The organism is Variovorax sp. AC103, from assembly GCF_979254005.1.
In genome coordinates this window covers 152768-174083 of sequence record NZ_CEEDFC010000015.1, presented here as the reverse complement: position 1 = coordinate 174083, position 21316 = coordinate 152768, and the positions used below count along the sequence as shown (strand labels likewise).

General features: G+C 69.4%; 17 protein-coding genes. 11 read left to right on the top strand and 6 right to left on the bottom strand.

The features are described 5' to 3' along the window. Positions 1–240: 240 nt before the first annotated feature. The 3 genes from AC0IYU_RS21935 (at position 241) to AC0IYU_RS21925 (ending at position 5914) form a co-directional block, all read left to right on the top strand. Entirely contained in the window at positions 241–3516 is a 3276-nt protein-coding gene (locus AC0IYU_RS21935) for an efflux RND transporter permease subunit (protein ID WP_472121031.1), read from the top strand. 13 nt (positions 3517–3529) lie between these two features. Next, positions 3530–5008, top strand: a complete 1479-nt coding sequence (locus tag AC0IYU_RS21930; RefSeq protein WP_472121029.1) for an efflux transporter outer membrane subunit — start codon at positions 3530–3532, stop codon at positions 5006–5008. A 216-nt stretch (positions 5009–5224) separates the two neighbouring features. Further along, positions 5225–5914, top strand: coding sequence for a GntR family transcriptional regulator (locus AC0IYU_RS21925; RefSeq protein WP_472121026.1), 690 nt, complete (start codon positions 5225–5227; stop codon positions 5912–5914). Here AC0IYU_RS21925 and AC0IYU_RS21920 read toward each other — a convergent pair. Next, positions 5911–6777 carry a MurR/RpiR family transcriptional regulator gene (locus AC0IYU_RS21920; RefSeq protein ID WP_472121024.1) on the bottom strand — a complete coding sequence of 289 codons (867 nt, stop codon included), beginning with the start codon at positions 6775–6777 and terminating at the stop codon, positions 5911–5913. The genes AC0IYU_RS21925 and AC0IYU_RS21920 overlap by 4 nt on opposite strands. A 126-nt stretch (positions 6778–6903) precedes the next feature. Between AC0IYU_RS21920 and AC0IYU_RS21915 the strand changes: the two genes are divergently transcribed. From AC0IYU_RS21915 to AC0IYU_RS21905, 3 genes are read left to right on the top strand one after another with little or no spacing between them, the layout of a single operon-like run. Then, the gene (locus tag AC0IYU_RS21915; protein WP_472121021.1) at positions 6904–8238 is read left to right on the top strand and encodes an aspartate aminotransferase family protein; all 1335 of its coding nucleotides are present in this window, start codon (positions 6904–6906) and stop codon (positions 8236–8238) included. Between the two features lie 53 nt (positions 8239–8291). Further along, a complete protein-coding gene (locus tag AC0IYU_RS21910) occupies positions 8292–9206 on the top strand; it encodes a transporter substrate-binding domain-containing protein (protein WP_472121020.1) in 915 nt (304 codons plus the stop codon). A 23-nt stretch (positions 9207–9229) separates the two neighbouring features. After that, complete coding sequence (locus tag AC0IYU_RS21905; RefSeq protein ID WP_472121018.1) at positions 9230–9871, top strand: aspartate/glutamate racemase family protein; 642 nt, start codon at positions 9230–9232, stop codon at positions 9869–9871. Between the two features lie 46 nt (positions 9872–9917). Here the strand turns inward: AC0IYU_RS21905 and AC0IYU_RS21900 are convergent, their stop codons facing one another. Beyond that, complete coding sequence (locus tag AC0IYU_RS21900) at positions 9918–10808, bottom strand: hypothetical protein (RefSeq protein WP_472121015.1); 891 nt, start codon at positions 10806–10808, stop codon at positions 9918–9920. 155 nt (positions 10809–10963) lie between these two features. Here AC0IYU_RS21900 and AC0IYU_RS21895 point away from each other — a divergent pair, with 155 nt between their 5' ends. Then, positions 10964–11791 (top strand): undecaprenyl-diphosphate phosphatase, encoded by an 828-nt coding sequence (locus tag AC0IYU_RS21895; RefSeq protein ID WP_472121013.1) that lies wholly within the window; start codon positions 10964–10966, stop codon positions 11789–11791. Positions 11792–11823: 32 nt separating this feature from the next. Here the strand turns inward: AC0IYU_RS21895 and AC0IYU_RS21890 are convergent, their stop codons facing one another. Further along, positions 11824–12636, bottom strand: coding sequence for an IclR family transcriptional regulator (locus tag AC0IYU_RS21890; RefSeq protein WP_472121011.1), 813 nt, complete (start codon positions 12634–12636; stop codon positions 11824–11826). Positions 12637–12765: 129 nt separating this feature from the next. Here AC0IYU_RS21890 and AC0IYU_RS21885 point away from each other — a divergent pair, with 129 nt between their 5' ends. Beyond that, positions 12766–13758 (top strand): Bug family tripartite tricarboxylate transporter substrate binding protein, encoded by a 993-nt coding sequence (locus AC0IYU_RS21885; protein WP_472121009.1) that lies wholly within the window; start codon positions 12766–12768, stop codon positions 13756–13758. A 10-nt stretch (positions 13759–13768) separates the two neighbouring features. After that, positions 13769–16147 (top strand): cytochrome P450, encoded by a 2379-nt coding sequence (locus AC0IYU_RS21880; RefSeq protein WP_472121006.1) that lies wholly within the window; start codon positions 13769–13771, stop codon positions 16145–16147. Positions 16148–16169: 22 nt separating this feature from the next. On the opposite strand, the gene AC0IYU_RS21875 is transcribed toward AC0IYU_RS21880, so the two are convergent. The 3 genes from AC0IYU_RS21875 to AC0IYU_RS21865 form a co-directional block, all read right to left on the bottom strand. Beyond that, complete coding sequence (locus AC0IYU_RS21875) at positions 16170–18074, bottom strand: sensor histidine kinase (RefSeq protein ID WP_472121003.1); 1905 nt, start codon at positions 18072–18074, stop codon at positions 16170–16172. Beyond that, on the bottom strand, positions 17984–18700 hold the full coding sequence (locus tag AC0IYU_RS21870; RefSeq protein ID WP_472121001.1) for a response regulator transcription factor: 717 nt from the start codon (positions 18698–18700) through the stop codon (positions 17984–17986). The genes AC0IYU_RS21875 and AC0IYU_RS21870 overlap by 91 nt, the downstream gene beginning before the upstream one ends. 109 nt (positions 18701–18809) lie before the next feature. Further along, on the bottom strand, positions 18810–19424 hold the full coding sequence (locus tag AC0IYU_RS21865) for a GNAT family N-acetyltransferase (RefSeq protein ID WP_472120999.1): 615 nt from the start codon (positions 19422–19424) through the stop codon (positions 18810–18812). Between the two features lie 51 nt (positions 19425–19475). Between AC0IYU_RS21865 and AC0IYU_RS21860 the strand changes: the two genes are divergently transcribed. Both AC0IYU_RS21860 and AC0IYU_RS21855 read left to right on the top strand, forming a co-directional pair. Then, entirely contained in the window at positions 19476–19841 is a 366-nt protein-coding gene (locus AC0IYU_RS21860; protein ID WP_472120997.1) for an AzlD domain-containing protein, read from the top strand. Further along, positions 19801–21273: an amidase gene (locus AC0IYU_RS21855; RefSeq protein WP_472120994.1), complete on the top strand. Its 1473-nt coding sequence runs from the start codon at positions 19801–19803 to the stop codon at positions 21271–21273. Before AC0IYU_RS21860 ends, AC0IYU_RS21855 begins: the two co-directional genes overlap by 41 nt. The last annotated feature ends 43 nt before the right edge of the window (positions 21274–21316 follow it).

The following is a 21316-nucleotide window of genomic DNA, read 5'->3' as shown; positions in this document are numbered from 1 at the left end:
CCCTTCTGGATGCGCCGAGGAGCGCAGCGTTTCGCGGATCAGGGCTCGCCCTTGTTTGAGCGAAGCGAGTTTGGGCGAGACCCCGCGGAACGTGAGCACCGCAGGTTGCCCGGAGCGAAGCGCAGGGACGCAGCCAGCAGGGTCGCCTTTTCTTTGGCTACTTTCTTTTGGCGAAGCAAAAGAAAGTAGCTCGCCCGCCGGGGCGAGACCCGGCCCCGGAACCCCAAAAGGAGCACAACGATGAACTTGTCGCTCCCGTTCGTAAAGCGCCCCATAGGCACAGTGCTCCTGACTATCGGCATCGCACTGGCCGGCATAGCAGCCTTCTTCGTCCTGCCGGTATCCCCGCTCCCCCAGGTCGACTACCCAGTCATCTCGGTCAGAGCGTCGATCCCCGGCGCAAGCCCGGAAACGATGGCAACCAGCGTGGCTACGCCGTTGGAGCGCCACCTCGGCACCATCGCAGGCGTCAACGAAATGACCTCCACCAGCTCGGTGGGTTCAGCCCGTGTCACCCTGCAGTTCGACCTGAGCCGCAACATCGACGGCGCCGCGCGCGAAGTGCAGGCCGCCATCAACGCCAGCCGCGTCGACCTGCCCGCCACCCTGCGCAGCAATCCGACCTACCGCAAGGCCAACCCGGCCGCGTCCCCGGTCATCATCCTGGCGCTCACGTCCAAGACCAAGACGCCGGGCCAGATCTACGACGCCGTCTCCAACATCGTCAGCCAGCGCCTGTCGCAGGTCGACGGCGTGGGCGACGTGGAGATCGGCGGCGGCTCGCTGCCCGCGGTGCGCATCGAGCTCTTGCCGTTCGCGCTCAGCCGCTACGGCATCAGCACCGACGACGTGCGCGCCGCTGTCCAGGCCTCCAATGCCAACCGGCCCAAGGGCACGGTGCAGGGCGACGGCCGCAAGCTGCAGATCTACACGCAGACGCCGGCGTTGCGCGCCAGCGACTACGCCTCGATGGTCATCGCCTGGCGCAACGGCGCCGCGGTGCGGCTGCAGGACGTGGCGGAGGTGCTCGACGGCGTGGAAGACACGCGCACGCTCGGCCTGTTCAACGGCGAGCCGGCAATCATCGTGCTCATCACGCGGCAGCCCTCGGCCAACATCATAGAGACGGTCGACAGCGTGCGCGCGCTGCTGCCCGAGCTGCAGGCGCAGCTGCCGCCCGACGTCACGCTGCAGGTGGCCTCGGACAGCACCAACTCCATCCGCGGCTCGCTGCGCGAGGTGGAGTTCACGCTGGTCATCTCCGTGATCCTGGTGGTGCTGGTGGTCAGCCTGTTCCTGCGCAGCGTGCGCGCGACCATCGTGCCGGCCGTGGCCACGGTGGCGGCGCTGCTGGGCACCTTCGGGGTCATGTACCTGCTGGGCTTCAGCCTGAACAACCTCAGCCTGATGGCGCTCACGGTGGCCACCGGCTTCGTGGTGGACGACGCCATCGTGGTGCTCGAAAACACCAGCCGGCACATCGAATCGGGCATGACGCGCATGAAGGCGGCGCTGCTCGGGGCGAAGGAGGTGGGCTTCACGGTGCTGTCGATCAGCGTGTCGCTGGTGGCGGTGTTCATTCCGCTGCTGTTCATGGGCGGGCAGGTGGGCCGGCTGTTCCGCGAGTTCGCGATCACGCTGTCGGCGGCGGTGCTGATCTCGCTGGTCATCTCGCTCACCACCACGCCCATGATGTGTGCGTGGCTGCTCAAGCCGGGCGGCGAGCACGACAGGAACAAGCCGCAGGGCCGCCTCGGCCGCATGGCCGCGCGCAGCTACGACTGGGTGCTCAAGCGCTACGAGACCAGCCTCGACTGGGCGCTCGACAGCAAGGGGCTGGTCATGCTGATCCTGGTGGCGGTGGTGGGGCTGAACGTGTATCTCTTCAGCGCCGCGCCCAAGGGCTTCTTCCCGCAGCAGGACAGCGGGCAGCTCAACGGCGGCCTGCGCGCCGACCAGAGCATTTCGTCGCAGGCGCTCGCGGCCAAGCTGCGGCAGGTGGTCGACATCATTCGTGCCGACCCGGCCGTGGACACGGTGGTCGGCTTCACCGGCGCGGGGCGTGCCGGGGGCGGCTTCATGTTCGTCAACCTGAAGCCGGCCAGCCAGCGCAAGGACAGCGGCCTGGCGGTCATCGCGCGGCTGCGCCCGCAGCTCGCCGAAGTGACGGGCCTTCGCGTGTTCCTGGGCACCGTGCAGGACGTTCGCTCGGGCGGGCGCGCCAGCAACTCCACCTACCAGTACACGCTCAAGAGCGACAGCCTGGCCGACCTGCGCACTTGGGCGCTGAAGCTGTCCGACGAGCTCAAGCAGCAGCCGGTGCTGACCGACGTCGACACCGACCAGGACGAGAACGGCGTCGAGACGGTCGCCAAGGTCGACCCCGACAGCGCGCGCCGGCTGGGCCTCACGTCCACGTCCATCGACAACGCGCTGTACAACGCCTTCGGGCAGCGGCAGGTGGCGACCATCTACACGGAACTGAACCAGTACCACGTGGTGATGGAGTGGGCGCCGCGCTACACGCGCAGCCCGAACGCGCTGAAGGACATCTACGTGCCGGCCACCAAGACCTCGGTGGTGGCGGGGCAGACGGTGACCACGCAGGTGGCGGCATCGAGCGCCACGGCGTCGACGTCCTCGTCGACCTCGGGCGCGTCGTCGAGCGCCGCCAGCACGGCGGTGCCGGTGTCGGCCAATCCGGCGCTGCGCAATGCGTCGTCGGGCAACGTGCTGAGCAACACGGCCACCAGCCTGGTGCCGCTGTCGGCGGTCGCGAAGTTCGAAGAGCAGTCGGTGGCCACCTCGGTGAGCCACGAGGACGGCGAGCTGGCCACCACCATCTCGTTCAACCTCGCCGAGGGCGCCAACCTGGGCGACGCGCGCGAGGCCATCGCCAAGGCCGAGGCCAACATTGCCATGCCCACCAACGTGCGCGGCGCCTTCGCCGGCACGGCGGCGAGCGCGCAGCAGTCGCAGAGCCAGCAGGTGATGCTGATCTTTGCGGCGCTGGTGGTCATCTACATCGTGCTCGGCATCCTGTACGAAAGCCTGGTGCACCCGATCACGGTGCTCTCGACGCTGCCGTCGGCCGGCGTGGGCGCGGTGCTGGCGCTGCTGATGTTCCGCATGGAGTTCTCGATCATTGCGCTGATCGGCGTGTTCCTGCTGATCGGCATCGTGAAGAAGAACGCCATTTTGATCATCGACTTCGCGCTGGAGGCCGAGCGCTCGCGCGGGCTCACGCCGCTGGAGGCGGTGCGAGAAGCCTGCCTGCTGCGCTTCCGCCCGATCCTGATGACCACGCTGGCCGCCGCCCTGGGCGCGCTGCCGCTGGCCATCGGTTTCGGGGAGGGCGCCGAGCTGCGCCGGCCGCTGGGCGTGGCCATCATCGGCGGGCTCATCGCGAGCCAGCTGCTGACGCTGCTGACCACGCCGGTCGTCTACCTGCTGATGGACAAGCTGCGCCGCCGCAGCAAACACGAACATGAACTGAGCCGTGCAACGCCTGCTTGAGAACAACACCGCCATGAACGCACTGCTTTCCGCTTCCCGCTTCTCGCTCTCGGCGCTCGCGCTGGCCGCGGCCCTTGCCGGCTGCGCCGTCGGTCCGCGCTACGAGCAGCCCACCACCGCCTTGCCCGCCAACTGGAAGGAGATGCAGACCGCCGAAGGCTGGATGCCCGCCGCGCCGGCCGATGCGCTGGACCGTGGCGAATGGTGGAAGCTGTTCGGCGACGCCACGCTCGACGATCTCGCCGGCCGCGTGCAGGTGTCCAACCAGAACATCGCCGCGGCGGTGGCCAACTACTCGCAGGCCCAGGCCCTGGTGCGCGGCGAGCGCGCGGCGCTGTTCCCGTCGGTCGGGTTCGACGGCTCAGGCAAGCGCACCGGCACGGTGGGCGGCAGCAGCAGCTCGAGCCCGTCGAATGCGTTCTCCGCCTCGCTCGGCGCCAGCTGGACGCCCGACGTGTGGGGCCGCCTGCGCGAAGCCGTGAGCAGCGCGCAGGCCAGCGCGCAAGCCAGCGAGGCCGACCTCGCCGCCGCGCGCCTGGCGGCCGTCGGCGACCTGGCGACCAACTACTTCTCGCTGCGCGAGGCCGATGCGGAGATCGTGCTGCTGGACGAAACCATCCAGGGCTACCAGCGCGCCTTCGACATCACGAGCAACCGCTATGCCGCCGGCATTGCCGCGCAGACCGACGTGCTGCAGGCGCAGACCCAACTCGTCAACGCCAAGGCCGACCGCGTGGGCCTGCAGCGCACGCGCGCCACCTACGAGCACGCCATTGCCACGCTGCTGGGCGTGGCCCCCGCGGACTTCAGCCTGCCGGCCGCGCAATGGACGCCCAACGTGCCGGGCGTGCCGACCGGCGTGCCCTCGACGTTGCTGCAGCGCCGGCCCGACATTGCCGCGGCCGAGCGCACGGTGGCGTCGGCCAATTCGCAGATCGGCATTGCACGCGCGGCGTACTTTCCCAGCATCAACCTCACCGCCTCGGTGGGCAGCAACGCGAGCCGTGTGAAAGACCTGTTCGGCTCGGCCAACTCGCTGTGGTCGCTCGGCCTGTCGGTGGCGCAGGTGGTGTTCGACGCGGGGGCCATCGCCGCCAATGTCGATTCCGCCAAGGCCGGCTACGAGTCCAGCGTGGCGCGCTACCGCCAGACCGTGCTCACCGCCTTCCAGGCGGTGGAAGACCAGCTCACCGCCAGCGCCACGCTCGCGCAGCAGGAGGGCCTGCGCCGCGAGGCCTCGGCGGCGGCCGACAAGACCGAACAGCAACTGCTCAACCGCTATCGCGCAGGGCAGGTGAGCTACACCGACGTGGTCACGGCGCAGGCCGCCGCGCTCAATGCGCGGCGCACGCTGGTGCAGTTGCAGGTGAACCGCCAGACCACCGCCATCGCGCTGATCCAGGCGATGGGCGGCGGCTGGCAGGCGGGGTGGATGGGCAGCAGTGCCGGCGCGCAGCCAGCGGACCCCGCCACCACGCCCCGCGCGCAGTGAACGGCTGACCTGGCGGGCAGGCCCTGGGCCCATGCTTTCGGGCCGGTGGCCGCGCCGGGGTGCGGGCCCAGGCCCCACGGCATCGAATTTCTACGGGAACCGGGGATATGAAGCGCGGGCGGCGCACCGTACGATCCGGCCGGCCCTTTTCCGGCTGTCCTCTGTTTCCGATCTTCGATGACCCCTCCCGACCCTGGCCGGACACGCGCCTTGTCCGTGGCCGAGACACTGCGCAACCGCATCTTCGACGGCGTGTTCACGCCCGGTTCCCATCTGATGGAGACCACGCTCGCCAATGAACTCGGCGTGTCGCGCACGCCCGTGCGCGGCGCCATGGCGCGGCTGGCCGACGAGGGGTTGCTGGTCTATGTGCCCAACAAGGGTTTCCAGGTGCGCCGCTTCAACGCCAAGGACGTGTTCGACGCCTTCAGCGTGCGTGCCAACCTGGAAGGCATGGGCTGCCGCCTGCTCGGCGAGCGCGGCCTGGACGCCGAGGTGCACGCACAGCTGCAGGCCATGGTGGCCGCGCAGCGGAAGCTGCTGCAGGGCAAGGAGTGGACGCAGTCGCATGCGCTGCGCTGGCACGACCTGAACCTCGATTTCCACCGCAAGCTGCTGGCGGTGGCGGACAACCGCTGGCTGACCGAGGCCGTGCAACGGGCCTGCCAGCTGCCGATCATCTTCGACAGCCACCTGCGCCCGCACCCCCGCGATGCGTCGATGCAGCTCTCCCGCCAGACCCAGGCGATGCAGGCGGTCGAGGAGCACGGCCGCTTGGTCGAGGCGCTGGGCCAGCGGGACGCCGCCGCCGCCGAGGCCATCATGCGCGACCACATCACCTGCAACCGCGACCTGCTGGTGTACCACCTGCGCAAGAACGCCGCGCAGGCCCGCGCGCTGGCCTAGCCCCCGCGTGCCGGCGGCGGTGCCAGGTAGGCCCCCGATTCGAACAGCTGTGCCTCGGCCTGGTCGATGCGCCGCACCACCGGCTTGCCCGCGCGGCTGGCGAGCAGTTCGACGAGCGCCTCCGACAGCGCCACGCCGGCCGCCACCGACGGGAAGAACGAGGGGCTGTGGATGGTGAACAGCAGCGTCTCGTCGGCCAGCAGCGACAGCGGCGAGGTCACGCTGTCGGTGATGGCCACGATGCGGCAACCGGCCGCCCTGGCCGCCTGGGCCACCTGCAGCGCCTCGCGCGAGTAGGGCGCAAAGCTCGCCACCACCAGCGCGTCGCCCTTGGCGAAGGCGCGCTGCTGCATCTCCAGCGAGCCGCCCTGGCCGTCGACCAGGTGCACGCTGGCGCGGAAGATGCGGTAGACGTAGACGAACGAAAAAGCGATCGGAAAGCAGGCGCGAAACCCTGCGGCGTGCACGGCCGGCGCTTTTTCGATGAGCGCGCAGGCCTTCTGCAGCGCCTGCTCGCTCTGCCGGTGCGTGGCCTCGAGATTGCGGCGCTGCACCTCGAACATCTCCCCGGTCAGGCTCTGGTCCCTGGCGCGGCCGACGAGCTGCTTGGCGCGCCCGCCGTAGGTCTCGCTGCCCAGGCCCATGTCTGCGGCAAAGGCCTCCTTCAGCTGCGGCCAGCCCTCGAAGCCCAGGTGCTGCGCAAAGCGCACCAGGGTGGCCGGCGTGCTCTGCGAGCGCGTGCCCACGTTGCGCATCGAGCCGGTGACGACCTCGTTCGGATGGTCGAGCAGGTAGCGCGCCACCTGTTGCAGCGCGGGGCTGAGTTCGTTGAAACGCTGGCGGATCTGGTCTCTGGCGCCCATGGCGGTGTCTCTCTTCGGCTGTCGTTGGAACAAATGTACCGGACAGGGTTTTCTGGAACAGTTGACGGAACGAATGTTCCAAACAATAATTCATCCGTAACGTTGGTTCCAACCCCCTCAGACCCCATGACGCACGTCTTCCACCGCCATCTTCGCCAGACCCCGCCTGTTGCCACCGGCTCCCACGGCATGTACATCCGCGACGCGGAAGGCCGCGAGTACCTCGACGCCTCGGGCGGGGCGGCGGTGTCGTCGCTGGGCCATGCGCACCCCGAGGTGCTGGCCGCCATGCATGCGCAGCTCGACACGCTGGCCTACGCCCACACCAGCTTCTTCACCAGCGAGGTGGCCGAGCAACTGGCCGACGAGCTGATCGGCGCCGCCCCCGAGGGCATGAGCCACGTGTACCTGGTGAGCGGCGGCTCCGAGGCGGTGGAGTCGGCGCTGAAGATGGCGCGCCAGTACTTCGTGGAAATCGGCCAGCCGCAGCGCACCCACTTCATCGCGCGCCGCCAGAGCTACCACGGCAACACGCTGGGCGCGCTGGCGGTGGGCGGCAACGCCTGGCGGCGCGAGCCCTTCGCGCCCATCCTGGTGCCGGCCACGCACGTGTCGCCGTGCTATCCCTACCGCGAGCAGCGCGAAGGCGAAACCCCCGAGCAGTACGGCCTGCGCCTGGCGGCGGAGCTGGAAGCAGCCATCCTTGCGCAGGGCGCCGACCGCGTGATCGCGTTCGTCGCCGAAACGGTCGGCGGCGCCACGGCCGGCGTGCTGGTGCCCGTGCCAGGCTACTTCAAGGCGGTGCGCGCGGTGTGCGACAAGTACGGCGTGCTGCTGATCCTCGACGAGGTGATGTGCGGCATGGGCCGCACCGGCACGCTGCACGCCTGCGAGCAAGAGGGCGTGGTGCCCGACCTGATCACCATCGCCAAGGGCCTGGGCGGCGGCTACCAGCCGGTGGGCGCGGTGCTGGCGCAGCGCCGCATCGTCGAGGCCATGTCGCAGGGCAGCGGCTTCTTCCAGCACGGCCACACCTACCTCGGCCACCCGATGGCCTGCGCCGCTGCGCTCGCGGTGCAGCAGGTGATCCGCCGCGACGGCCTGGTCGCCAAGGTGCGCGACGACGGCATCGCCTTCGGCGCGATGCTGCAGGCGGCGCTGGGCACGCACCCGCATGTGGGCGACATCCGCGGGCGCGGCTTCTTCTGGGGCCTGGAGCTGGTGGCCGACCGGGCGAGCAAGGCGCCGTTCGATCCGGCGCTGAAGCTGAACGCCGCCGTCAAGAAGGACGCGATGGCGCGCGGCCTGCTGTGCTATCCCTTCGGCGGCACGGTCGACGGGCGGCAGGGCGACCACGTGCTGCTGGCGCCGCCCTTCATCGCCACGCGGCAAGACCTGCAGGCCATCGCCGGGCGGCTGGCCGAATCGATCGACGCCGTGACGCGCGCGGCCATGCGCTGAGCGCCTTTTCTTCCTCTCGTTTTTTCTTCAACCGTCGTTCCAAGGAGCGTTCCATGCCCAAGCTACGTCTGCCGTTTTCTTGCGGTGCCGCCGCGCTCGCGTTGGCCTTTGCCACCCTGTTGCCTTGCACCGCCGCGCAAGCGCAGGAGGGCGACACGCTCGCCAAGATCAAGGCCAGCGGCGCCATCACCTTCGGCTACCGCGAGTCGTCGTTCGGCTTCTCGTACCTCGACGGCAACCTCAAGCCCGTGGGCTACAGCATCGAGATCTGCAACCGCATCGTCGAGGCGGTGAAGACCGAGCTGAAGCTGCCGGCCATCGAGGTACGGTACCAGGCCGTCACCTCGGCCAACCGCATCCCGCTGGTGCAGAACGGCACGGTCGACATCGAGTGCGGCTCCACCACCAACCTGGTCGAGCGGCAGAAGCAGGTGGCGTTCTCGCCGGACATCTTCCGCTACAACGTGCGCATGCTGGTGAAGGCCGATTCGGGCATCAAGAGCATTGCCGACCTGCAGGGCAAGACGGTGGCCACCACCACCGGCACCACATCGTTCCGCCTGCTGCGCGAGGCCGACCGGGGCCGCAGCCTGGACGTGACCAACCTCGCGGGCAAGGACCACAGCGACTCGTTCCTGCTGGTGGAAAGCGGCCGGGCGCAGGCCTTCGTGCTCGACGACATCCTGCTGGCCGGGCAGCTCGCCAACGCGCGCAACCCGAAGGACTTCGTCATCACCGGCGAGAGCCTGCGCACCGAGAACCAGTCGCTGATGTTCCGCAAGGACGACCCGGCCTTCAAGGCGCTGGTCGATCGGGTGGTGTCGGGCATGATGAAGTCGGGCGAAATGGAAAGGCTGTACGCCAAGTGGTTCATGTCGCCCATTCCGCCCAAGGGCATCAACATCAACTACCCGCTGAATGCCGAGACGAAGGACGCGTTCGCCAACCCGTCGTCCAAGGGCATCTAGGTGCATCCGAACCGTCCGGACCCATGACACGCATTGCCCTGATCCACGCGCTCTCGCATTCCGTCGCGCCCATCAACGAAGCCTTCGCGCGTGACTGGCCCGAGGCGGTGCGCATGAACCTGCTCGACGACAGCCTCTCCGCCGACCTGGCGCGCGAAGGCAAGGGCCTGGATGCGGCCATGCATGAGCGTTTCCAGCGCCTTGCGCAGTACGCGGTCGACACGGGCGCGCAGGGCATTCTGTTCACCTGCTCGGCCTTCGGGCCGTGCATCGAGGCGGTGGCGCGCAGGCATGCGGGCATCGCGGTGCTCAAGCCCAACGAGGCCATGGTCGACGAGGTGGCGCAAGGGCAGGGCCGGCTCGGGCTCATTGCCACCTTCGCGCCCACCCTGGTGTCGATGCCGGGCGAGTTTGCGCAAGGCACGCCGCTCGAACTGGCGCTGGCCGACGGCGCGCTCGACGCGCTGAACGCCGGCGACACGCAGCGCCACGACGCGCTCATTGCCGCACAGGCCGCGGCGTTGCGCGAGCGCGGCTGCACGCGCCTTGCGCTCGCGCAGTTCAGCATGGCGCGCGCGCGCGCCGCCTGCGAGGCGGCGAGTGGTTTGCCGGTGTCGACCACGGTCGACAGCGCGGTGCGTGCGCTGCGCCGCCGCGCCGGGTAGAGCAGAGCAGGGCAGCGCAGGGCAGGTCAGGTCAGGTCAGGTCAGGTCAGGGCCCAGGCTGAGGCTGAGGCGCGCGTTCTCGATGATGGAGAACAGCGCCGTGATCGCAATCTGCGCCGCGTCGCTGCGTCCCAGCGGCCGTGTGAGCGCGGTCTCGCGGTCGGTGGCCTGCAGTCCCTGCGACAGGCGACGGTAGATATCGGCCGAAGGCAGCGTCGCCGAACTGCCCAGCGCGTCGCAGTAGGTGCCGGTCAGCACGGCGGTGAGCGCTTCGCTCTGCGCATTCGACAGTTTCATGCCGTCGCCCGGGAAGACCGCGGCGATGCAGTGCATCAGGTAGGCCTGCGGTTTCGAGCGAGAACGACTGCTGCCGCACATAGCACTCGACCGCCGCCCAGAACAGCGGCTCGGAGGTGCGGCGCCAGCTCTCCAGCACCTTGCGCGCCTTGGCCACCAGGTCGGCATGGGCGTCCCCTGGCTCGCTCGGCCGCAGGGCCAGCCCCTGCAAGGTCAGCGCCACGTCGGGCCCGGATGCGCCCAGGATGAAGCTCCAGAACTTCCAGCGGGCATACCACTTCTTGTCGTGCGCCGGGTCCAGCGGCTCCAGCAGCCAGAAGTCGATGCTCTGCGCCGCGTCGCTGCACTGGTCGGCCGTGTGGCCGTCGTCCAGGTCGAGCCGCGGCATGCCCGACTGCATCCGGTCGGCCGCGATGTGCCCCTGCGCCACGATGCCCGCGCTCGAGCGGCCGATGTCGAGCAGGCGTTGCATCAACTGGCGCAGTTCGCTACCCGACGCACCCGTGGCCTGGGTCACGCGCCGTACCGACTCGCATTGCTCGCGCTCGATGTCCTGCGCGTTCTTGCGCCGGTCCTCGCCATGGTCGTCGGCGGTCGAGACGTGCTCTTCGAGCCCATTGCCGCGGGTGGAGGTTTGCATGGGTGAAGCTCCTGTGGACCTCGGGTCCGGTTCATTTGTGACTATGTGTCAACCAAATGCCGAGGAACATCACCAGAACTGGGTATCCTGCGCGCCACCTGAACCCGACCTGACCTGTCCCCTCGCCATAATTGCCGCTCTTTCAAGGAGTACGCGTGGACATCGTTTTGCTGGTCAAGGCCGCCATCATGGGCATCGTGGAGGGGCTGACCGAATTTCTTCCGATCTCGTCGACCGGCCATCTGATTCTTGCGGGCTCGCTGCTCGGCGGCTTCGGCGACGACCGGGGCAGGGTCTTCGAGATCGCGATCCAGACCGGCGCGATCTTCGCGGTGATCCTGGTGTACTGGCAGAAGATCCGCTCCACCGTGGTGGCACTGCCCCGGCAGCCCAAGGCGCAACGCCTGGCGCTGAACATCTTCATCGGCTTCCTGCCGGCGGTGGTGCTGGGCCTCCTGTTCGGCAAGGTCATCAAGGCGCACCTGTTCATTCCGACCGTGGTGGCCAGCACCTTCATCATCGGCGGCTTCATCATCCTGTGGGCCGAGAAGCGCCCGCCCGGCTCGGTGCGCGTCGAGCACGTGGACGACATGACGCCGTGGGACGCGCTCAAGGTCGGCCTGGTGCAGTGCTTCGCGATGATCCCGGGCACCAGCCGCAGCGGCTCGACCATCATCGGCGGCATGCTGCTGGGCCTGTCGCGCCAGGCGGCGACCGATTTCTCGTTCTTCCTGGCCATTCCCACGCTGATCGGCGCGGGCGTGTACAGCGTCTACAAGGAGCGCGCGGCGCTGTCGATGGCCGACCTGCCGCTGTTCGCGGTGGGCCTGGTGTTCTCGTTCATCAGCGCCTGGCTGTGCGTGCGCTGGCTGCTGCGCTACATCAGCAGCCACAGCTTCGTGCCCTTCGCCTGGTACCGCATCGCCTTCGGCATCGTGGTGCTGGCAACCGCGTGGAGCGGCGCGGTGGTCTGGGCGGACTGAGTCCGCCTGTCCCTCCTTGAGCTTTTGAAACTTCAGGCCGCGGTGGCGCCCAGCAGGGCGCTGGCGGCCCGGGCCTCCTGCCGCACGGCCACGGCAATGGGCCCGTCGATGGCGGGGTCGAAGCCGCCCGTGGCGCCCAGCGCGGTGATCACCGCGCTCACGCGGCCCGCGTAGTCGTACACCGGCGCCGCCACGGCGCTGATGCCTCGCAGGTAGGTGTCCTTCACGCTGGCGCAGCGCGCCTGCTGCACCTCGCGGCGCAAGGTGCCGATCGGGTCTTTCGCATCGAGCAGCGCGCGCATGTCGGGCGTGGCATCGCCCAGTTCCTGCTCGGCCAGCGCCAGCACGCGCGACTCGTCGAGCAGGCCCAGAAAGGCGCGGCCGGTGGCCGACCACAGCATCGACATGACCGAGCCCGCGCGCACGTTCACCGTCACGGGCAGGCCCGGCTCCTCGAAGCGCACGATGGTCGGGCCCTTGTTGCCCATCACCGCGAGGAAGCACGTCACCTCCAGCGATTCGCGCAGGCGAACGAGGCAGGGTTCGGCCGCGCGAATCGGGTCGGCCTGGCGCATGGCGGCCAGGCCGATCTGGATGGCCGCGGTGCCCAGGTAGTAGTGCTGCGAGACCGCGTCCTGCGCCACCAGGCCTTCTTCCATCAGGCTGGCGAGGTAGCGGTGCACCTTGGCGGGGCTTTCGGCGACGTGGGTCGACAGGGCCGTGAGGCTGCTGCGCCCGCCCAGGTGGGCCAGGCCCTTGAGCACGGCCATGCCGGTTTCGGCGGCCTGCACGCGCTGGCGGCGTTCGCGGGGAGGGGTAGGGATCGGTTCCGGCGATGAGGTCATGTGCGCTCGATGGTAGGGGGTGGGCAGGGCGCCGATCGGCCCGGGCGCTCGGGTAAACCCGCGATCTATCTATTACGCAATGCGTATGATAATTACGCAATACACAATATCCAACTCGGAGACACCCCCATGAAGAAGCACGCCGCCCGCGGACTCGCGGTCATCTCGTTCGCTGCTGTTGCTGCAGTTGCTGGCCTTGCCGCAACCGCCGCCAGCGCGCAGACCTACCCGGCCAAGCCGATCCGCTGGATCGTCCCGTACGCGGCCGGCGGCGGCTCCGACTTCCTGGCCCGCACCGTCGCGCAGACCTTCTCCACGCAGGTCGGCCAGCCGGTGCTGGTCGACAACAAGCCCGGCGGCAACACCGCGCTGGGCGCGGCCGAGACGGCGCGCGCGCCGGCGGACGGCTACACCATCCTCTCGGCCGACAACGGCACGCTGGTGTTCAACCCGGCGCTCTACAAGTCGCTGACCTACAGCCCCACCAAGGACCTGGCACCCGTCACGCTGATGGGCAAGTTCCCCATGATCCTGGTGGTGGGCGCCAACTCGGGATTCGCCTCGGCCAAGGACTTCATCGCCCAGGCGCGTGCCAAGCCGGGCGGCATCAACTACGCCTCGGCCGGCGCGGGCAGCCCGCACCACCTGGCGATGGAGCTGCTGAAGGTGGAGGCCAAGCTCTTCATGGTGCACGTGCCTTACCGCGGCGCGGCGCCGGCGCTGGCCGACGTGGTGGGCGGACAGCTGCCGGCCATGATGGTCGACCTGGCCGCGGGCTCCGGCTTCATCAAGGGCGGCAAGGTGCGCGCGCTGGCCGTGGCCAACGCCACCCGGCTGCCGCAGCTGCCCGACGTGCCCACCTTCGCCGAGCTGGGCTACAAGAACGTGGAGGCCGCCGCGCTGGTCGGCGTGGTGGTGCCTTCGGCCACGCCACCCGATGTGGTGAAGACGCTGAACCGCCAGATCGTCGCGGCCATCAACGAGCCGTCGGTGCGCACGCGCATGGTCGACTTCGGCGTGGAGCCCGTGGGCAACACGCCCGCGCAGTACGCCGAGCTGCTCAAGAACGAGACCGTGCGCTGGCAGAAGCTCATCCGCGATCTCAAGATCACCCTCGACTGAGTTCAACGCCATGCCAGACACCGCCCCCGTTCGCCAAGCCGCAGGCACCTCCGGCCCGCAGCGCTCCGGCTGCCCGGTCGCCCACGGCCCGTTGTCTTCCGAGCGCACGCCCACCGGCTGCCCCGTGAGCCAGCGCGCCGCCGGCTTCGACCCCTTCGAAGACGGCTACCAGCAAGACCCGCCCGAGTACGTCCGCTGGGCGCGCGAGCAGGAGCCGATCTTCTACAGCCCCAAGCTGGGCTACTGGGTGCTCACGCGCTATGCGGACATCAAGGCGGTGTTCCGCGACAACATCACTTTCAGCCCGTCGAACGCGCTGGAGAAGATCACGCCCACCGGCGAGGAAGCCAACGCGGTGCTGGCCTCCTACGGCTTCGCGCTGAACCGCACGCTGGTGAACGAAGACGAACCCGCCCACATGCCGCGCCGCCGCGCGCTCATGGACCCGTTCACGCCCGAGGCGCTGAAGCACCACGAGCCGATGGTGCGCGAGCTGGCGCGCGCCTACGTCGACCGCTTCATCGACGACGGCAAGGCGGATTTGGTCGACCAGATGCTGTGGGAAATTCCGCTGACCGTGGCGCTGCACTTTCTCGGCGTGCCCGAGGAAGACATGGACACGCTGCGCAAGTACTCCATTGCGCACACCGTCAACACCTGGGGCCGCCCCAAGCCCGAGGAGCAGGTGGCCGTGGCGCATGCGGTGGGCAACTTCTGGCAGTACGCCGGCAAGGTGCTCGACAAGATGCGGCAAGACCCCGACGCCCCCGGCTGGATGCAGTACGGCATCCGCAAGCAGGCGTTGCACCCCGAGGTGGTGACCGACTCGTACCTGCACTCGATGATGATGGCCGGCATCGTCGCCGCGCACGAGACCACGGCCAATGCCACCGCCAACGCGATGAAGCTGCTGCTGCAGCACCCGCAGGTGTGGCAGGAGTTGTGCGAAGACCCGGGGCTCATTCCCAACGCGGTGGAAGAGTGCCTGCGCCACAACGGCTCGGTGGCCGCATGGCGGCGCCTGATCACGAAAGACACGCAGATCGACGGCGTCGACCTGCCCGCGGGCTCGCGCCTGCTGATCGTCACCTCGTCGGCCAACCACGACGACGATCACTTCGAGGACGCCGACCTGTTCGACATTCGCCGCGACAACGCCAGCGACCACCTCACCTTCGGCTACGGCTCGCACCAGTGCATGGGCAAGAACCTGGCGCGCATGGAGATGCAGATCTTCCTGGAGGAATTCACGCGCCGGCTGCCGCACATGAAGCTGTGCGAGCAGCGCTTCACCTACGTGCCGAACACCTCGTTCCGCGGACCGGAGCACCTGCTCGTCGAATGGGACCCGGCGCTGAACCCCGAGCGCACGAACAAGGGCCTTCTCGATGTGCAGGTGCCGGTTCGCATCGGCGAGCCCTCGGCGGGCTCGATCGCGCGGCCGGTGGTGGTCGAGCGCGTGACGCCGGTGGCCGACGGCATCGTCAAGCTGCGCCTGGCCTCGCCCGACGGCAAGCCGCTGCCGCGCTGGACGCCCGGCGCGCACGTCGACGTGGAATGCGGCGTGCCCGAACTCTCTCGCCAGTACTCGCTGTGCGGCGACCCGGATGAAGCCGGCGTGTTCGAGATTGCGGTGCTGCACGAACCCGAAGGGCGCGGCGGCTCGGCCTGGGTGCATGCCAGCGTGAAGGTCGGCGACCGGCTGCGCATTCGCGGCCCGCGCAACCACTTCAGGCTCGACGAGTCGCTGGACAAGGCCATCTTCATCGCGGGCGGTATCGGCATCACGCCGGTGAGCGCGATGGCGCGGCGCGCCAAGGCGCTGGGCATGGCCTACGAGCTGCACTACAGCGGCCGCAGCCGCGCGAGCATGGCTTTCGTCGACGAACTGGCCGCGCTGCACGGCGAGCGCCTGCATGTGCATGCCGCGGACGAAGGCCGACGCAACGACCTGCAGGCGCTGCTCGCGAAGCCCGTGCCCGGCGCGCAGGTGTATGCCTGCGGCCCGCTGCGCATGCTCGAAGCGCTGGAACATGCTTGCGCCGCATGGCCCGAAGGCGCGCTGCGCGTGGAGCATTTCGAATCGACGCTGGCCACGCTCGACCCGTCGAAGGAGCACGCCTTCGAGGTCGAGCTGAAAGACTCCGGCCTGGTGCTCACCGTGCCGCCCGACCAGACGCTGCTGAGTGCCTTGCGCGCCGCCAACGTCGATGTGCAGAGCGACTGCGAGGAGGGCCTGTGCGGCTCCTGCGAAGTGCGCGTGCTGTCGGGCAAGGTCGACCACCGCGACGTGGTGCTCACGCGCATGGAGCGCGACGCCAACACCAAGATGATGGCCTGCTGCTCGCGCGCCTGCGAAGGGCAGGGCCGGCTGGTGCTCGAACTCTGAGCTGCCAGGGCCACCAGGGCCGTCAGGACGCGAGCGGCATCCGCAGCGCCACCTGCGTTTCGCCGGGGCGCGACTGCAGTTGCAGCTCGGCGCCCAGCCGGCGCGCCCGCGCGCGCAGGTTGCGCAGCCCGGCACCTGCGTTCCGAGCGGTGTCCTCCACCGCGAAGCCGCGGCCGTCGTCGCGCACGCTGAGCCGCAGTTCCGCGCCGGCGCGCACCACGCTCACGTCCACGCGCCGGCTGGCGCTGTGCTTGAGCACGTTGGTCAGCGCCTCCTGCAAAAAGCGCATCAGGTCGAGGCTCTGCGAGGGCGGCAGCTCGAGCGTGTCGATGTTCGACACCTGCCAGCGGCAGTCGATGCCGTTGGCGTCCAGCAGCTGCGCGCTGCGGTGGCGCAACGGCGCCAGCAGCTCGCCCAGGGCGCGGGCACCGTCGTCGCGCCCGGTGGCGTCGATGATCAGCCGCAGGTCGTCGCGCAGGCGCTTGAGCATGGCCAGCAGCTCCGGCGCGCTGAGGTTTTCGGGCGTGCGCTCCAGCGTGGCGATGCTGCCCACCAGCATGCCGCCCAGGCCGTCGTGCAGGTCGCTCACCAGGTTCACGCGCTCGCCGATGCGCGCGTGCGCCAGTTCCAGCGCATGCTGCTGCGCCAGCGTGGCGGCCAGCTCGGCCTTGGCGGCGTTCACCTCCTCGATGAGCTCGGTGTTGAAGTTCTCTATGCGCCGCAGGCTCTGCGCGAAGCGCGCGGCCTGCGCCAGCGCCATGCCCAGCAGCAACACGTACGACGACATGTTCGTGTAGTAGATGTTGCTGTCGATCACCTGCGTGAACACCAGCAGGTCGTGCGCGCCGGTGATGGCGGACAGCGCCATGAAGGGCGCGAGCGAGCGCATCGGGCTGCCGCGGTGGCGCCAGGCGTGCACGATGGCGACGCTGTTCACCACGATGATCGTCAGGCCGCCCACCAGCGTCCAGAGCGCGCGGTGCGCCGCCAGGCCGGCCAGCGGCGCGACCCACAGGTCGGTGACCCCGGCCGCCGCCACCAGCAGCGCCGCGCCCTCCAGGCGCGGCATGCGCCGTTGGCAGTACCGCAGCGCGAACACCAGGTAAGACAGGCTGAACACCAGCAGCAGCGAGGTGTTGAGCGCCTGCCAGCCGTGGTTGGACGCAAAGGGCCACGGGCTGGTCGCGATCTGGTTGTAGGCGAACAGCAGCCACAGCACCGACATCGCCGCGAACCAGCCGTAGGCCGTCTCGCGCCGGCGCAGCCACCACCAGGCGGCGAAGAAGGCCGAGACCGCCGCACTGACCGCCAGGCCCAGCACCTGCAGGTCGTGGCGCAGCAGCCGCTCGTGCGCGAACCCGGCCTGCGTGGCCGCCGGCGTGCCCAGTTCGACCGGCCCCAGCCCCGCCTGGTAGACCGACAGGCCCGACACGCGCACCAGCAGCGTGTTGCTGCCCGCGCGCAACAGCGGCGGCGCCAGCAGCCAGTGGCGCGGCGTGTTCCAGGCGCGCGTGAGCGGCTCCACCAGGCTGGCGTCGCGCGAAATGGGCGTGCCGTTGAGCGACACCTCGCCGGCCATGTTCAGGTAGTGCAGCAGCAGCCCGACTTCACGCACCTGTTCGGGCTGTGTCCAGGTCAGCCGGTACCAGACCACGCCGTCGAAGCCGGGCCAGCGCTGCGCCCAGCTGTCGGGCAGGGTGACGGGCGTCCAGCCTCCGGCGGGCGGCGCGGTGTCTTGCCACCCGGCGCCGCGCACGGCCTCGACGTGCAGGGCCGGTGCGGCGACCGCCTGCGCCCAGGCCGGACCGGCTGCAAGACAGACGAGCAGCGCGCCGATCAGCGCAGCAAGCCATGCCGCCGCCCCTGGAACACGGCTTCGGTGCGCGAGTTGACGGCCAGCTTGCGGTAGATGTTCTTGGTGTGGCATTCGACGGTCAGCCTGGAAATCGACAGCATCTCGGCCATTTCCCGGTTGCTCAGGCCTTGAGACACGAGCTCGAGGATCTTGCGTTCGCGCGGTGTCAGGGCCGAGAGGAGTGCATCCCCGGGCGCATTCCCGCGCGCCCCGGCCGGTGCCGTCGCAGGCCGAGGCGCGGCGGCCACCCACGCCAGGATGCGCCGCGCGATGGTCGGATCGATCGGTGCGCCGCCTTGCTCGATGCTGCGCAGCGCCATGGCCAGCTCGAGGTCGTCGCGCTCTTTCAGCAGGTAGCCGATGGCGCCCGCGCGCAGCGCCGCAAAGATGACTTCTTCGGTGCGCCAGGCCGAGATCACCACCGCCGGCACGCCCGGGTGGTGCGCCTGCAGCCAGCCGATCAGTTCCACGCCGCTGCCGTCGGGCAGGCCGATGTCCACCAGCGCCACGCTGTAGCGGTGGGCGCCCAGCAGCTGCTGCGCGCCGGCCACGCTGTCGGTCACCGCGATGTGCGCGTCGTCGCAGCCGAGGGTGGCCAGCACATGGCGCAGGCGCTGCTGCATCTGCGGGTCGTCCTCGACGATGAGGGCGGGGCTCAGCGAGACGGGGTCGGCGTCTTCAACGGGGAGAACGGACATGGACGCAAGGGCTCCGGGCAGTTGGCGGACGGTTGCTGATTCTCCCGGATTGTTGCCAAGTATTGCTTTTTGTATCCAAGGCGCCTTTTTGCGCCTTGGCACGGCCCGCTCAGGTCGCCCGAGGGGGCCGGCACATGATCAGGTATTCGGCATCCGACACCGGCTCCCGGTGCGCGGCCTCGCTGCGAAAGCCCAGCCGCTCGTAGAACCCCACGCTGCGCGGCGTGAAGGTTTCCAGGAAGCAGGGCACGCCCGCCGCGTCGGCTTCAGCCAGCGTGGGCGCCAGCAGCCGCGCGCCCAGCCCGCGCCCTTGCGCGGCGGGCGCGATGCCCAGGATCGACAGGTACCACGCGCCCGCCGGCACCACGGCCGGGGCGCGCGCCGCCATGAACTCGACGATGCGGTGGTAGCTGGCCAGGCCGCGAGGGCCCAGCGCGCCGGCGAGGAAGGCGCTTTTCGCGGCCGACTCGGCGGCATCGACCTCGTCCGCGCGCGGCAGCAGCCATGCCGCCGCGCCCAGCGCGGGGTCTTCGGGCGTCAGGCAGCGTCCGGTGCGCGCGGCCTCGTCCAGCGACCAGGCGAAGTAGGAGGCGAGCACCGCCTTGCGCTGGCGCATGTCGTGCTCGAAATCGACGGAGATCGCCAGGTAGAACGGATCGACGATCAGCGCGTCGGCCAGCGCGGGCGTGGAGAGCGACAGGGGCAGGGGTTCTTCGGTCGGCATGCGGGTCTTGGAGCGGGTTCAGGGGCGGCCGCGCGATTCTAGGGAGCCGCTTTGCCTCCTGCGCCAGGAAGCGGTACAGCTCCGGGTCCTCCGCATAGCCCACGTTGGGTGATCGCGGCCACGGCCTGTGTGCTGAACCTGCGCTTCGTGGTGTTCAGCGTGTTCCTGGGCAACGGGCGCCTGCTGTCCGACTGGCACGATGCCCGGCTCTTTGCAGTGGGCGCCGCATTGGCCTACTACCTGGTCCGGCGAAACGATGTGGCCGGGACGATCCTTGTCGGCACGGGTACGCTGATGCGCTTGCGGCTCGGCTTCGGCTGGCCCTCACACGAACACTTTGGCGATTACTTTTTTTCAAGCGAATGGAGAACACGAGATGACGCTGGCAATGAGCTGGGACGAATGGGCCGCGCATGACGGCATCGGGCTGGCCGAACGCGTGCGCAAGGGCGACGTGACGGCGGCCGAACTGGCGGCGCAGGCCGCGGCCGGTATCGCGAAGGTCAACCCGCAGCTGGACGCGGTGGTCGAGGTGTTCGACGACGTGGTCGCCGACCCGCTGAAGGACGGCATGGACCCCGAGGGCGTGTTCGCCGGCCTGCCGTACCTCATGAAAGACCTGGGTCCCACGCTCAAGGGCCGGCTGCAGGAGTTCGGCTCGATGATCATGCAGGGCAACCGCCCGGCCGCCGACAGCTTCCTCACGGAAAAGCTGCGCAAGGCCGGCCTGAACATCGTGGGCCGCAGCACCACCCCCGAGTTCGGTGTGTGCAGCTCGGTGGAAAACGCACTGCACGTCACGCGCAACCCGTGGGATCTCGAATACACCACCTGCGGCTCGTCGGCCGGCACGGCGGCGGCCGTGGCCGCGGGCGTGCTGCCGCTGTCGCATGCCACCGACGGCGGCGGCTCCATCCGCATTCCGGCGGGCGTGAACGGCAACATCGGCCTGAAGGTGTCGCGCGGCGTGTTTTCGCTGGCGCCGGGGCTGTCCGATCTGTCGGGGTTGGTGTCCATCCAGGGCTGCCACAGCCGCACCGTGCGCGACACGGCCGCCTTCGTCGACCACTGCCGCGGCGGCGCGCCGGGCGAGTTCATGCCGTTCTGGTCGCCGGCCGAGCCGTACAGCGAACTCATCAAGAAAGACCCGGGCCGCCTGCGCATTGCGCTGTCGCACGAATGGGGCGACTTTCGCGCCACGCCGCATTTCGTGGCCGAGCTGGAGCGCGCGGGCAAGTTCCTCGAAGGGCTGGGCCACCACGTGGAGTGGGCGCTGCCCGAGGTCGACCTTCGGGCCGCCTTCGCCGCGCAGACCACCTGCTACATCAGCAACTTCGCGCAGGTGATCGACGGCCACCTGCACCGCCTGGGGCTGGAGCGCCCGCCGGCCGAGCTGCTGGAGCCGATCAACATCAAGATCTGGGAAGCCGGGCTGAACACCTCGTACACCGAGCGCTCGAAGATGCAGGCCGTGTTCAACACCACCTCGCGCGCCTTCGGCAACTTCTTCCAGGGCTGGGACATCATCCTGACGCCGATCACCGCGCTGCCCACGCCCAAGGTCGGCACCAGCGAATACCTCACGACCAGCGCCAATCCGTCGGTCCACGACTGGTTCGCCAACCTGTGGCAAAACTTCGCGTACACGCCGCTGTCCAACCTGTGCGGGCTGCCGGGCATCTCGCTGCCGATGGCCGCGCAGGAGAACGGGTTGCCGCTGGGCATCCAGGCGCAGGCGGCGCAGGCGAACGACGGCTTGTTGCTGCAGCTGGCCGCGCAGATCGAGCGGGCGCTGGGCGGCAAGTGGAATGCGGGCAAGCGGCCCGGGGTGCACGTCACCAAGGTGTGACAGGGGCGGCTGACAGGGGCGGCGGCGTGGCCGCCGTGGTCGC